This window comes from Parasphingorhabdus sp. (genome assembly GCF_036963705.1).
Classification (GTDB): Bacteria; Pseudomonadota; Alphaproteobacteria; order Sphingomonadales; family Sphingomonadaceae; genus Parasphingorhabdus.
Genome location: NZ_JBALUT010000018.1, coordinates 1 through 13,643, shown reverse-complemented (window position 1 = coordinate 13,643; position 13,643 = coordinate 1). Strand labels below are relative to the sequence as shown.

Below are 13,643 nucleotides of genomic sequence, written 5' to 3'. Positions count from 1 at the left end.
CCGAAAAACCAAGCCTTGCGCGGAGCTATATGACCGACACGATTACTATTCGCCGCCCGGATGACTGGCACGTGCATCTCCGTGACGGGGCCATGCTGGAAGCGGTTGCTCCGTTTACCGCCCGGCAATTTGCCCGGGCGATCGTCATGCCCAATCTGTCGCCGCCGGTAACCAGCGCCGCCAGTGCGGCTGCATACCGGGAACGCATCATGGCTGCACTGCCCGACGATTCGGGTTTTACACCGTTGATGACCTGTTATCTGACCGATGATGCGGATGCCGATGATATTGCTGCTGGCCATGCCGAGGGCATTTTTACCGCCGCGAAACTTTATCCCGCCAATGCCACGACCAACAGTGCCCACGGTGTGACCGATGTCGCGCATATCTTGCCGGTGCTCGAGCGGATGCAGGATATTGGCATGCCGCTGCTCGTGCACGGCGAAGTAACCGATGGCAATATCGACATTTTTGATCGCGAAGCGGTGTTTATTGATCAGATCATGGATGGGCTGATTCGGAAATTGCCCGGTTTGAAAGTCGTGTTCGAACATATCACCACCGAGCAAGCGGTACAGTTTGTCGACAGCTGCGGCCCGAATGTCGGGGCAACGATCACCCCGCATCATCTGCATATCAATCGCAATGCCATGTTCACTGGTGGGATCCGTCCCCATGCCTATTGCCTGCCGGTGGCGAAGCGGGAACTGCACAGGCTGGCGCTTCGCAAGGCAGCGACTTCCGGGTCTGCGAAATATTTTCTCGGTACCGACAGCGCGCCGCACGAGGTTCACGCCAAGGAATCGGCCTGTGGCTGCGCCGGGATATTCAACGCGCCATATGCGCTTGAGAGCTATGCTGCCGTGTTTGACGAAGAAGGCGCGCTCGACCGGCTGGAAGCTTTCGCGTCTGAAAATGGACCCCGTTTTTACGGCTTGCCGCTCAATGAAGGTCGGGTGACTCTAGAACGCAACAGTCTGGTGATTCCAGATAGCCTCGCGGTCGCAGGCTCGACACTGGTCCCGTTCCATGCCGGTTCTGAACTGGCTTGGAAAATCGTTCAGACCTGACCGGCAATCGCCTTCCGCGCAGCCTTGCCTGCCAGATAGGTGTCGCTAGAATAGAAGGCCAGACTGATCCAGATCAACGCAAAGCATATGATATGTGATGGCGTCAGTGCCTCGTTATAGACAAAAACACCCACCAGAAACTGGATCGTCGGCGCGAGATAATTTAACAATCCGATAGCGCCGAGGGTCATTTTCTTGACCGCCGAAGCGAACAGCAGCAGCGGGACTGCGGTGACGATTGCGCCGCCGATCAGCAACAGATCAATTATCCGGTCATCGCCGAGATGCAGGCTGGTTGTGGACGGCGCCGCGTCAAAGGTCAGCCAGATCAAAAATAGAGTGAACGGAAGGAACAATATTCCGGTCTCTGCCGTCAGCCCGACTATTGGTCCGATGTCCGCTATCTTGCGAACCAGCCCATAGCTGGCCCATGATCCCGCCAGTGCGAGACTGATCCAAAGCGTGTCCAGCGCTTGTACGGCAAGCACCGAGACACCCGCTGCGGCAATCGCAATGGCAATCCACTTGTTGCGGGACATTTGTTCCTTGAGCACAATCCTGCCAAGGAAAACGCTGAGCAGCGGGCTGATAAAATAGCCGAGACTGGCGGCAAGAATATGATTCTCGTGCACGGCCCAGACATAGACTAGCCAGTTCGCGGCGATGAGACAGGAACTGGCCAGCATCGCCCAGCGCAATTTTGAATTGGCCAGTGCCACGGCCAGACCGACAAGGTTTTTCCGGAAATAGAGAATGATCAGCAGCAGAGGCACCGACCAGATGATCCGGTGGGCGACGACTTCCAGTGCGTCTACGCTTTGCAGCAGCTTGAAATAGACCGGCATCAGGCCCCAGAACACGCACGCGATCAGCGCCTGAACGAGACCGATTCGGCTGGTGGATGACGCAATGGACATTGTTCAGCGCTTAAGCCGACCGGTTCCTGCGGGCAATCAAGAAATCCTATGGCCGGGGAAAATCCGGCAATCGGATCAGATAATGCCGCCGCCAATCCAAAGCCGCAACGCGCATATGCACATAACGATAATGCAGAAATACATGCCGCTGGTGCGCGACGAGATCAGCCCGAAAAGCGCTCCGATGCCGGCGATCGGCAGGATCAGCCAGTTGGTCCAGCCGAGTAGGGGCACCAGACCGATGAAGGAGAGGATGAGGGCAATGACGCCGATGAAGATTGAGATCAGATTAGCCATGACTGTATTATAAGCATAGCGCACCTGTATTTCAAGCGTTTCCAAATTTGAAACGCGGTAGTAGGATTGCTGCTTGCGGAGGGAAGGTCATGGATATCGATAACATCAGAATTGAAACCGAGCGGTTGATATTGCGGCCGCCCAATGGTGATGATTTCGAGGAGTGGGCGAAGTTTCAGTCCGATTCTGAAACGATGACCTTTATCGGCGGCGTCAAAGGCCGCGCGGAAAGCTGGCGGGATTTGTGCTCGATGGTCGGTGCCTGGCATGTGCGCGGCTATGCGATGTTCTCGCTGATCCTCAAAGATAGCGATAAATGGATTGGCCGGATCGGTCCGTGGTATCCCGACAGCTGGCCGGGAACGGAAGTGGGCTGGGGGATAGCTCCCGAATATGCCGGCAAAGGCTATGCTCTGGAAGCCGCGGTGGCGAGTATGAACTATGCGGTGGATATACTGGGCTGGAGCGATATCTGTCATACAATTGATCCCGACAATCTCGCATCGATCAAACTGGCCGAGCGGGTGGGCTCGACCAATCGAGGGCCGACCAAGCTACCGGCACCATATCAGGACGCGCGGGTTGACGACTGGGGACAATCCCGTGAACAGTGGCTCGAGAATCGAAAGCAGTTCCAATAGGAGAAGGCCATGTCCGAAGATCGCTATCTTGACCCCACAAGGGAAGCCTTTGACGCATTCAAGTCGCTGCCCCGCGATGTGCCGATCAACATGCTCAATCTGTTGCGCTTTCACGGTTCGGCACAATATCAGGCAGATCACCCCCATGCCGCCAAGGGCTGGTCCGGTGAGCGCGCCTATGAGGAATATGGCAAGACCAGTGGTCCGATATTCACTCGGGTCGGTGGCACAATCCTTTGGCGGGGACAGATGGAATGTATGGTGATCGGGCCCGATGACAAGCAGTGGGACAGTTCCTTCATTGCCCGCTATCCCAATAGCGGCGCGTTTCTGGAAATGGTCACCGACCCCGAATATAAGAAAGCGGTGTTCAATCGCCAGGCAGCGGTGCTGACATCCCGCCTGATCCGGTTCGGTGAAATTGATGGCCCGGCGACCTTTGCGTAGAATCCCGAAATGGGACAATGGGTTAACGAATAGTCACCGGATTAACCAATTTCCCTAACGGATTATTAACGCTTTTTGATGCATGTGTTTTGCCAAATTCAGGAGCAAATCGCATGTCTTACATTTCCCGTTCCCTTCTGCTGTCGGCAGCAGCTTTCGCGTTGCCGTTGACGCTTGCCGCTTGCGGCAGCAATGAAGCCAGCGAAGAAGAGCTAGCCAATCTCGACGCCAATCTGACTTCTGATCCGGCGATGAATGATGCGCTGGAAGATGCGATCCTGGTCGACCCCGATCTCACGGATCAGGCGAACCGCAATGCTATTCGCGGAGCCAATGGCCCGGCGGATGGATCGGTCCCTCCCGGTGCTACTTATGCCGGTGCGGGCGAAGGTGGCAAGGCTGCAGCAACGGCAGCGCTGGGCGGCAAAATGCTGAGCGCGCCAAAGCCCCGGCAGATGACATCGGATGATGAATGTACAAGCTGTGCCGGAAGCGAAGGCATGACGCTGGGCGCGAAAGCGGAACAGCAGAGTGCAAAGCGCGGCAAGGGTACGTGCGACCAGAAACTCAGCTACGACATGGGCTGGGCCAATCGCATGCCACCGGAATTCCCGGTCTATCCGAAAGCCAATGTCCAGGAAGCAGCCGGCGTTGAAGGCGGGCTGTGCGATATTCGCGTGGTCAGCTTCACCACCGCCTCGCCAATGAAGAGCGTCGTGGATTATTATTATACCCAGGCCAAGCGCGGCGGCTACAGCGCCGAATATCTGATGCGCGGCGGAGAACATGTTCTCGGCGGCACCAGAGGCAGCGACGACGGCGCCTATGTGATCACGCTCAACAAACGCTCCAATGGCGGGACGGTTGTCGATATCGTCGCCAGCAACGGTCGCTAGATTTGAAAATATAGCGCCGGATTTCGCATTTCACATTGTCCGGCATTTAAAGGTGGCCCATCGGGTCACCTTTTTTTTTGCCAGATTGGCTCCTGCAAGCGCTTACCCGTTAGTGTCGAGCAAGAGTATCTCTAGTCGCCGCTGATCCGTTCGATATCTGCGCCTACTGCTGCCAGCTTCTCTTCCAGCCGTTCATAGCCGCGATCGAGGTGATAGATGCGTTGCAGCCGGGTTTCCCCTTCTGCTGCCAGTCCGGCAATCGCCAGACTCATCGAGGCGCGCAGATCGGTCGCCATCACTGGCGCGCCTGTCAGCTTCTTGACACCCCGTACGACGGCGGTGCGGCCCTTGGTCTCGATGTCTGCGCCCATCCGGTTGAGTTCGGGCACGTGCATGTAGCGGTTCTCGAAAATCGTCTCGGTCAGAACGCTGGCGCCATCGGCTAGACATAGCATCGCCATCAACTGCGCCTGCATATCGGTGGCGAGGCCTGGATAGGGAGCGGTGGACAGGGTTAGCGGTTTGAGCTTGCCATCGGAAGAAACCTTGATCCCCTTGGCATGTACATCGATTTGCAGGCCAGCATGGCGCAGCGCATCGAGTGTCGCTTCCATTTCGTCGGCCTTGGCGGCCAGAAGATCGACTTCACCGCCGGCAATGCCAACCGCGCAGGCGTAACTGCCCGCTTCGATCCGGTCCGACATCACCCGATAGGTGCAGCCGTGCAAGCGATCGACGCCGTGGATGATCAATGTAGAAGAACCAATGCCTTCGATTTCGGAGCCCATCGCGACCAGCATGTTGCACAGGTCGACAATTTCCGGTTCGCGCGCGGCATTTTTGAGGATGCTTGTGCCGTTTGCCAGAACCGCTGCCATCAAAGCATTTTCAGTGGCTCCGACCGATACGACAGGAAAAGAGAAGTCCCCTCCGGGCAATCCGCCATCGGGCACACGTGCGATCACATAACCGCTGGTTGTTTCGATGGTTGCGCCAAGCGCTTCGATAGCCTTGAGATGCAGGTCGATCGGCCGGTTGCCGATCGCGCAGCCGCCGGGCAGCGAGACCCGGCATTCGCCAGCGCGCGCCAACAGCGGCCCGAGCACCAGGATTGATGCCCGCATCTTGCGGACAATATCATAAGGGGCTTCGGTCGACGTGATCCGGCCGGCCTTGAGCGTCATGACGCGGCCGAAATCTTCCGGTCTGGCGCCTTCGATGGTGGTCGAAACACCCAGTTGATTGAGCAGATGGCCGAAGCTGTCGACATCGGCTAGCCGCGGCAGGTTGCGCAAAGTGACCGGTTCTTCGGTCAGCAGCGCGCAAGGGAGAAGGGTCAGCGCGCTATTTTTTGCGCCTGAAATGGGAATGGTGCCAGACAGCCGGTTGCCGCCGCGTATCGAGATAATATCCATCGCTTAGCATTGGTCGAATTTGACGATGCAGGCAAGTCTAATACGTGGATTCTGACAGGCGGTGCGGGGTCAAATGCTAGTTGCGCAGCAGTCCGAGTGCCGCATAAGCGGACTCCAGCGTCGGTTGTGCCATCGCCGAGGCTTTCTCCGAACCGTTGCGTAAAATCGCATCAATCGCGCTCTCGTCCTTGCGCAATTCCTCGAACCGCTGACGGATCGGTGACAATTTGCTTACCGCCAGATCGGCCAGGGCTGGTTTGAAATCACCAAATCCCTTGCCCGCATATTCAGCGAGCACGGCGTCTTGCGATTGATCAGCGAGTGCGGCGTAAATACCGATCAGATTCTTGGCTTCTGGTCGCTCGGCGAGATCAGCCATATTGTCCGGCAATGGCTCGGGATCGGTCTTCGCCTTCTTCAACTTCCGCGCAATCGTCTCGTCATCGTCGCTCATGTTGATCCGGCTGAGATCGGACGGGTCCGACTTGCTCATTTTTGCGTTGCCATCGCGAAGACTCATGATCCGTGCCGCTGTTTTGCCGATAAATGGCTCGGGCAGGGTGAAGGTTTCGGTGCCGGTATCGCTATTGAATTTTGACGCAATGTCGCGAGCCAGTTCAAGATGCTGCTTCTGGTCTTCGCCGACCGGAACATGGGTGGCCTGATAAATCAGGACGTCCGCCGCCTGCAGCACGGGATATCCGTACAAGCCAAGCGAGGAGCGCTGTTTGTGCTTGCCCGACTTTTCCTTGAACTGGGTCATTCGGTCCAGCCAGCCCATCGGGGTGTTGCAGATCAGCATCCACGCCAGTTCGGGATGGGCCGGCACGCGGGCCTGATTGAACAGGATCGATTTCTCCGGATCGACGCCAGCGGCGACAAGAGCGGCAACCATTTCGCGGCAGTTCCTCGCAAGTTCCGTGGGGTCGTTGTGGACAGTGATGGCGTGGAGATCGGCGAGGAAGAACAGGCACTCACCCTCGTCCTGCATCTTCACCCAGTTTTTGATCGCGCCCAGATAATTACCGAGATGGAGATTTCCCGTAGGCTGGATGCCCGATACCGTCCGCATATTATAGGTTTCCTTCGCTTGCAGCGTCTTCCGCTGCTTTCTTTTTTGTCAGCATGGTGATCTTGTCACGGTCTACCGCGCCGGTCAGCCATGCCAGTGCCGCATAAACCAGCCCGCCGACGCTGACCAGAGCGGTGATTGATCCAACCCGCTGCCAGATCGTGCCGGTATAGAGCCCTTCGCCAATCGGAGCAGCGTAAATCAGCACCGCCGCCATGCCTGCTGCGGACAATGTAATCCGCCCGATCCGGAGCAACAGTGTCCACTCGAGATGAAAATGTCCGCGACGGTGCAGCATGGTGTAAAGCATTATGCAGTTGCACCAGGCGGCAATCGCACCGGCAAAGGCGAGGCCCTTGATGCCATAGATAGGGATTAGCAGCAGGTTGAGTATGACGTTGATCAGCAGGGATAGGCCGGCGGTATAGACCGGTGTCTTGGTATCTCTCCGCGCAAAGAAGCCGGGGATCAGGACCTTCACCAGCACATAGGCGGGCAAGCCAACGACAAGGGCGGCGACAACGGCGGCGGTGGTCTCGCCATCGCTGGCGGTAAATTTGCCGCCGACATAGAAAGAAGTGACCAAGGGCCCGGCGGCGAAGAACAGGGCTATGGCTGCCGGTATGGTGATCAGCATGGCCAGTTCTATGGCATTGCTTTGCAATCTTTGAGCACCGCCGAGATCATCCTTGGCGATGAAACGGGACAGGGCTGGCAATATCGCGGTCCCGAGAGCAATGCCGATAATGCCCAGAGGCAATTGATTCAGGCGATCGGCCATCGCTAGATAGACGAAGGAGCCTTCCGGCAGACGCCCGAGAAAAAACAGGTCAAGGAAACGGCTGATCTGATAAATGCCGGCGCCGAAAACCGCTGGCAGGATAAGCACGCCCAATTCTTTCACATCGGCATTGAATTTCGGCATTTTGATCGGAAAGCGAAATCCGGTCTTTCGCGCCCAATAATAGAGCCATAGCATCTGCACCAGTCCGGCTGTCGATACGGCAATCGCCAGAAAATAGGCGGTCTGGCGCGGGTCATCTCCGCCGTTCACCAGATGGGCGGCGAGCAAGGCTGCAATCATGCAGATATTGAGCATGATCGGTGCCGCTGCTGCTGCTGCGAACCGGCTGAGCGAGTTGAGTATCGCGGCGAACAGCGTCGTGATGCTGATCAGACCGAGATAGGGGAAGGTTATCCGTGCGAGGGACAACGAAAAACTATTCGATCGCCCGCCGCGCCCGAAATCGTCGATTAGCCAGAGCAGACCAGGCATGGCAATCATCATCACTGCCGTGAAGATCAGCAATATGGGGACGAAAACCGACAGCACGTCAATCGTGAAATTCTGTGCAGCGGTGCGCTGCTCGTCAGCTGCCATCTTGCGGTTGAACAATGGCACGAAGGCAGCTGAAAATGCGCCTTCCGCGAACAAGCGCCGGAATATATTGGGCAGTTGAAACGCGAGTTGCCAGGCGTCGGCTGCGGCGCCGGCGCCGAGGATCCGGGCCAGCAAAATATCACGAACAAAACCGAAAACGCGGCTGACCAATGTCAGTCCGGCGATTGTTCCGGTAGATTTCAGCAGGTTCATGCCTGCTATCCTAGCAAGGAGGTTTAAGCGTTGCCAACCGGTTGTTCGCCGGCTTGCTCTGCTGCCATCTGCTCGCGCTGCTGCATATAGAGCGCGGTGAAATCAATAGGTTCGAGCAGCAATGGCTGGAATCCGGCATCACGCACGGCATCGGCGATGATGGCCCGGGCAAAGGGGAACAACAGCCGCGGCGCTTCCGCGAACAGAAACGGATGGGCTTGTTCTTCGGACACATTGCGCAAACCGAAGAGACCACAATAGAGCAATTCCACAGCGAAGGCGACGCCTTCATCGGCTTTGGCGGTGACTTCGATCTTCAGTTCAACTTCATGGACTTCGTCCGAGACTTTGGACGAACCGATATTAAACTGAACATCAATCTGCGGCTGGGCGTTCCACTGGTAAACATCCGGCGCATTCGGGTTTTCGACCGAAAGGTCCTTCACATATTGTGAAATCACACCGATTTGCGGCTGGGTATCTGCGCCATTGGCAAGTGGATCGGGAGTCGTCACATTTCCGACGGGATTTCCTTCGGATTCACTTTTGTCATTCTCGTCAGCCATCGGGCCTGTCCTTTCGGAAAATCAGTCAAACATGTCCATTGGCGCATATTGCAACGCCGTTCGCAGCGCGCCTAGCAGGGGACGGAACCGAGGGCAATATAAAGAGTAATCGGGAGTTGCAGAGCTCGACACTCCGGTGATTATGTCAGTGTTGGTTCACAATTTGATCGGTACAATTGTTTGGCCGATTGCGGTATAGCGGCTTTTTCTTTAATGCCGTTTGAAACCGGCCCTTTTTCTGCCTATGTATAGGGCATTCGAAAAGATTGGATTTTAAAGTGACCATCGAAATTGTAATATTGGCAATGGTAGCGGCCTTTCTCGGCCTGCGCCTCTACTCTGTGCTCGGCAAACGCACCGGTCACGAGCAGGAGCATACGCCGAGGAGCATTGAGCCGCGCGCGAATGAGCGGCGACCGCTGGACGATGCCAAGCCGCACATTCCGGACATCGTACCTGCACCTGCCGGTACGCCTGAGATGGTCTATGACAGCAGCGCCGAAGCCGGAATGCGGGAAATCTTGGCCGCAGACCGCAATTTCGATGTCGGCCGGTTCGTTGAAGGCGCCCGAGCAGCCTATGGCATGGTCCTTGAAGCCTTTTGGAAGGGCGACAAGGAGGAATTGAGACTCCTGTGTGACGATGATGTGTACGAAAGTTTCGTCGAAGTTATCGACGCGCGTGAAAAGCGCGGCGAAGTGCTCGAAAACCAGCTGGTGCGGATCGACAATGCGCGCATTTCCGAAGCGGAATATCGTCGGCCTGTCGCGAGCATCACGGTGCAATTTGATGCGGATATCGCTTCGGTGGTCAGAGACAAGAAGGGTGAATTGATCGGCGGCTCGCTATCCGACGCGGCCGAAACCCACGATGTCTGGACCTTCAGTCGCGATCTCTCCAGCGCCAACCCCAATTGGCTGCTCGACGAGACCGATGAGGCCTGATTCTCGGCCGGTTGGGGATATTATCATGAAAACCGGGGCGCTTTTTGGCGCAATGACGCTGCTTAGTGCTTGTTCCATGTCGATCATTCCACAAGGTGCCGCACAAGGTCGCGCTACCCAGCAAGAGGGTGAGTGGGTCACGGGCGGAAGTTCCGAGGTCTCCGCTCCGCAGCTCGCGACGCAGCAATATCCAACCCGTACGCTTCAGCCGGTTGATCCTGCTCAGTTGATCAGAATCGGCACTGACACGACTCGAGCCCTGGGCGCTGGGATTGCGGCAGGGCCCGACATCGCAACGCTCAATATTTCGGAGGCCAAAGCGGGCTCCGCTCTGCAATCCTTTCGCACCAGCTGTTCGTCGCTTGTCCGGCGCGAGGACAATAGCGGCCTGACACAGGGCGCAGACTGGCAATTATCCTGCGATGCCGCGAAAAACTGGCAGACCAATGACGCTTTACGCTTTTTCACAAGCTATTTCGAATCCGTTCAAGTCGCTGACGGCACAGCCTTTGCCACCGGTTATTTCGAACCACAGATTCTTGGCTCCAAAGTCAGAAATAGAGATTATCAGATACCGGTCTTCCGCCGACCTGCCAACTTGATCGACGTTGACCTCGGCCTGTTCTCCGAAGATCTGAAAGACAAGCGAGTCCGCGGCAAGATAGACGGGACCAAGCTGGTTCCCTTTGAAGACCGTGCCGCGATCGATGATGGCGCCATCGCTGGCCAAGGTCTCGAGATCGCCTGGGCCCGGGATTATATCGATTTCTTCTTTCTGCAAATCCAAGGCAGCGGCCGTCTGGCGCTGCCCGACGGATCGGTGATGCGGATCGGCTATGCCGGGCAGAACGGTCATGACTATACCGGCATCGGAAAGGTGATGCGCGAACGCGGACTGCTGGCCGACGGCAAGACCAACATGCAGGGCATTGTCGAATGGCTGCGCGCCAATCCTGCGGAAGGCATGCGGATCATGCGCGAGAATAAAAGCTATGTTTTCTTTACCGAACTGACCGGTCCCGGACCTCTGGGTGCGATGGGCCATCCTGTGGTGGCGCGGACATCGGTGGCGGCCGACCGGATGTTCGTTCCCTTGGGAGCACCGGTCTTTCTCGACATGGAACATAATATTGCCGACGGCCTGTGGGTTGCGCAGGACAGCGGCGGGGCGATCAAGGGGGCCAACCGTTTTGATACATTCTGGGGTGCAGGCCAAGAAGCAGCCCAGATTGCCGGCGGCATGTCTTCACGGGGGCAGGCGTTGATCTTCCTCCCGAAAGGCAGCGTTAGCAAATTGCGCGCGCGCCGGGCAAGCCCTAGCGAATAGAAATGTCCGATCGACCGCTTACTGCTGGTGAAAAGGCGCTCTGGCAGAAATTTATCGAGACGGTCAAACCGCTGGACCAGAAGCGGGTCAGCCGGGTGAACGCGCTGCCCGTGGCGAAGAGGCTTCCCGAGCGGATAGGTCCGATCACGGCGGAGACCTTTGGTGGAGTCGCCGGCAAGGCGGTCCCGCTAAGGGAGCAGGTCGCGGTTCCCCAGAAGCACGGTCTCGACGGACAATGGGACCGGCGTCTGGCAAAGGGCGTCGTGCAGCCGGATGTCACGATCGATCTCCATGGCTATACCCTGTCTTCTGCTCACGGACGGCTCGATAGCGCGCTGGAACTCAGCATCGCGGCGGGACATCGAGCGATATTGCTGATTACCGGCAAGGCGCGCAGCGCGGATGAGCGGCATCGCGAAGGCGGTCGCGGGGCGATCCGTGCGGCAATTTCGGACTGGCTAGCGGCTTCCCGCCATGCATCGCGTATCGCCGCCGTGCGCCGTGCCCATCCTCGCCATGGCGGCGCTGGTGCGCTCTATATAATTTTGCGGCGGCCGCGCTGAAGATCGCAGCGGCTGGCTCTATCGGTGTAGCGCCCGCTCGACGATCAACGCAAATATCTCGCCCAGCTTTTCCAAATCATCAATCGCCACCGCTTCGTCGAGCTTGTGCATGGTCGCATTGCACAGACCAAATTCCACCACCGGCATAATCTTGGCGAGAAAGCGCGCGTCAGAGGTCCCGCCTGACGTGGACAATTCGGGGTCGACCCCGGTGACTTCGCGAATCGCGCCGGCGACGATGTCGGAAAATTCGCCCGGCGGGGTCAGGAACGGTTCGCCGGAGATGATCGGCTTCAGTTCGCCGCCGTGCCGCTCGACGATCTCCTTGACCATCGCGCTGAGACTTTCGCCGCTGTGGTGATCGTTGAACCGTATCGACAGGCGGCCTTCTGCCTTTGCCGGAATGACATTATGCGCCGGATTGCCAACGTGGAGGTCGGTAAATTCGATATTGCTCGGCTGGAACCAGTCGGTCCCCTCGTCGAGCTGCAGCGAGTCAATTTCGCTGAGAATCTTGCCGAGCTTGGTGATCGGATTGTCGGCATTATGCGGATAGGCAACATGGCCCTGCATGCCGTTCACCGTGATCCACATATTGACCGAACCGCGCCGACCGATTTTCATCATGTCGCCGAGCCGATTGACCGATGTGGGCTCGCCGACAAGACAGAGGTCGGGAGTGAGACCGCGCTCGGCCATCAGGTCCATGATCGCGACGGTGCCGAAACGGGCAGGTCCTTCTTCATCGCCGGTGATGATCAGGCTGATCGTACCGAGATCATCAGGCAGGTGATGTAGTGCGCCGACAAAGGCAGCGATACTGCCTTTCATATCGACGGCACCGCGACCGTAGAGCAAGTCACCGCGCTCTTCCGGAACGAAAGGGTCGGTCTGCCAGCCCTGACCGGGCGGGACAACGTCAAGATGGCCGGCATAGGCAAAATGGCGCGATCCGGGAACGCCATGGCGGATGGCAAAGAGATTGTCGACTGGTCCGCCAAGCTCAGCATCTTCCGGTGCATCACCGGCAATGAACCGCGATATCTCGAAGCCGAGCGGCTCGAGCATCGCTTCCATCTCGTCAAACACGCTGCCGGTAGCCGGAGTGATACTAGGCTGGGCGATCAACTTTTTGGCATAGTCTAATATCGTAGCTCGGGTCATTGGCAGCCGATCAGTTTTTTGCGTTTTCCGGTTGTTCGAGGCGTTCGATCACCCATGGTTCTTCCTCGGCTGCTTCCATCCATTGGGCGGTCCATTCATGGTCGAGAATGGTCTGCATATAGCTGGTGGCGAAGCCGGGGAGACGGAAGCCATAAGTCTGGAACCGCGAAACGACAGGCGCATACATGATATCCGCAGCGCCATAGGTGCCGAATAGAAACGGCCCGCCGCCACCGAAGCGCGCACGCGCCTGGGCCCAGAGCTCGATGATCCGGGCAGCGTCCGCTTTGACATCGTCGCTAATGGCAAGGCCTTCGTAAATTTTCCGAGTGTTCATCGGGCACTGCCGACGCAACGCCATGAAGCCGGAATGCATTTCCGCAGCCATCGACCGAGCCATGCCGCGTGCGGTTTCGTCTTTCGGCCAGAAGCGGTCCCGGTGAGTCTTGTCCGCTAGCCAGTCGATAATCGCCAGACTATCCCAGACCACGGTCTCGCCATCCCATAATATCGGCACTTTACCGCCCGACGGGGCGAAATTCTCGCTTTCGCGGACATGATCCCAATCGTCGCCGAACAATGGCACGGTGAGCTCTTCGAAGGACAGGCCCGACTGCTTACAGGCAAGCCAGCCGCGCATCGACCAGCTGGAATAGGCTTTGTTTCCGATTATCAGTTTCATATTCTGTCCCATAACCAAATATGGCGCACATTGTATAGAAAAGCGTCG

The 13,643-nt window shown here is 57.4% G+C and carries 15 protein-coding genes; 7 read left to right on the top strand and 8 right to left on the bottom strand.

Features of this window, described 5'->3' with window-relative positions:
* Positions 1–29: 29 nt before the first annotated feature.
* Positions 30–1,070 (top strand): dihydroorotase, encoded by a 1,041-nt coding sequence (pyrC, locus tag V7680_RS06330; RefSeq protein ID WP_335652445.1) that lies wholly within the window; start codon positions 30–32, stop codon positions 1,068–1,070.
* Here the strand turns inward: pyrC and rarD are convergent.
* On the bottom strand, positions 1,061–1,987 hold the full coding sequence (gene rarD, locus V7680_RS06325) for an EamA family transporter RarD (protein ID WP_335652444.1): 927 nt from the start codon (positions 1,985–1,987) through the stop codon (positions 1,061–1,063). The genes pyrC and rarD overlap by 10 nt on opposite strands.
* Before the next feature lie 75 nt (positions 1,988–2,062).
* Entirely contained in the window at positions 2,063–2,329 is a 267-nt protein-coding gene (locus V7680_RS06320) for a hypothetical protein (RefSeq protein WP_335652443.1), read from the bottom strand.
* 44 nt (positions 2,330–2,373) lie between these two features.
* Here V7680_RS06320 and V7680_RS06315 point away from each other — a divergent pair, with 44 nt between their 5' ends.
* The 3 genes from V7680_RS06315 (at position 2,374) to V7680_RS06305 (ending at position 4,268) form a co-directional block, all read left to right on the top strand.
* Positions 2,374–2,925 (top strand): GNAT family N-acetyltransferase, encoded by a 552-nt coding sequence (locus V7680_RS06315; RefSeq protein WP_335652442.1) that lies wholly within the window; start codon positions 2,374–2,376, stop codon positions 2,923–2,925.
* Between the two features lie 9 nt (positions 2,926–2,934).
* Positions 2,935–3,372: a DUF1330 domain-containing protein gene (locus V7680_RS06310; protein WP_335652441.1), complete on the top strand. Its 438-nt coding sequence runs from the start codon at positions 2,935–2,937 to the stop codon at positions 3,370–3,372.
* 113 nt (positions 3,373–3,485) lie between these two features.
* On the top strand, positions 3,486–4,268 hold the full coding sequence (locus V7680_RS06305; RefSeq protein WP_335652440.1) for a hypothetical protein: 783 nt from the start codon (positions 3,486–3,488) through the stop codon (positions 4,266–4,268).
* 131 nt (positions 4,269–4,399) lie between these two features.
* Here V7680_RS06305 and murA read toward each other — a convergent pair whose 3' ends face one another.
* The 4 genes from murA to secB all read right to left on the bottom strand — a co-directional run bounded on the left by murA (position 4,400) and on the right by secB (position 8,915).
* Positions 4,400–5,683, bottom strand: a complete 1,284-nt coding sequence (gene murA, locus V7680_RS06300; RefSeq protein WP_335652439.1) for a UDP-N-acetylglucosamine 1-carboxyvinyltransferase — start codon at positions 5,681–5,683, stop codon at positions 4,400–4,402.
* Between the two features lie 76 nt (positions 5,684–5,759).
* Positions 5,760–6,755: a tryptophan--tRNA ligase gene (gene trpS / locus V7680_RS06295; protein WP_335652438.1), complete on the bottom strand. Its 996-nt coding sequence runs from the start codon at positions 6,753–6,755 to the stop codon at positions 5,760–5,762.
* 1 nt (position 6,756) lies between these two features.
* The gene (murJ, locus tag V7680_RS06290) at positions 6,757–8,349 is read right to left on the bottom strand and encodes a murein biosynthesis integral membrane protein MurJ (protein ID WP_335652437.1); all 1,593 of its coding nucleotides are present in this window, start codon (positions 8,347–8,349) and stop codon (positions 6,757–6,759) included.
* A gap of 23 nt (positions 8,350–8,372) precedes the next feature.
* A complete protein-coding gene (gene secB / locus V7680_RS06285; RefSeq protein WP_335652436.1) occupies positions 8,373–8,915 on the bottom strand; it encodes a protein-export chaperone SecB in 543 nt (180 codons plus the stop codon).
* A 278-nt stretch (positions 8,916–9,193) separates the two neighbouring features.
* Between secB and V7680_RS06280 the strand changes: the two genes are divergently transcribed.
* Genes V7680_RS06280 through V7680_RS06270 form a run of 3 tightly spaced genes read left to right on the top strand, consistent with a single transcriptional unit; the run spans position 9,194 to position 11,749 of the window.
* Positions 9,194–9,859 carry a Tim44/TimA family putative adaptor protein gene (locus V7680_RS06280; protein ID WP_335652435.1) on the top strand — a complete coding sequence of 222 codons (666 nt, stop codon included), beginning with the start codon at positions 9,194–9,196 and terminating at the stop codon, positions 9,857–9,859.
* Positions 9,860–9,884: 25 nt separating this feature from the next.
* The gene (mltA, locus tag V7680_RS06275) at positions 9,885–11,186 is read left to right on the top strand and encodes a murein transglycosylase A (protein ID WP_335652434.1); all 1,302 of its coding nucleotides are present in this window, start codon (positions 9,885–9,887) and stop codon (positions 11,184–11,186) included.
* A gap of 2 nt (positions 11,187–11,188) precedes the next feature.
* A complete protein-coding gene (locus V7680_RS06270) occupies positions 11,189–11,749 on the top strand; it encodes a Smr/MutS family protein (RefSeq protein WP_335652433.1) in 561 nt (186 codons plus the stop codon).
* An 18-nt stretch (positions 11,750–11,767) separates the two neighbouring features.
* Here V7680_RS06270 and dapE read toward each other — a convergent pair whose 3' ends face one another.
* Together dapE and V7680_RS06260 are read right to left on the bottom strand one after the other, a co-directional pair.
* Positions 11,768–12,913, bottom strand: a complete 1,146-nt coding sequence (gene dapE / locus V7680_RS06265) for a succinyl-diaminopimelate desuccinylase (protein ID WP_335652432.1) — start codon at positions 12,911–12,913, stop codon at positions 11,768–11,770.
* A 10-nt stretch (positions 12,914–12,923) separates the two neighbouring features.
* A complete protein-coding gene (locus V7680_RS06260; protein ID WP_335652431.1) occupies positions 12,924–13,595 on the bottom strand; it encodes a glutathione S-transferase family protein in 672 nt (223 codons plus the stop codon).
* Positions 13,596–13,643: the final 48 nt, after the last annotated feature.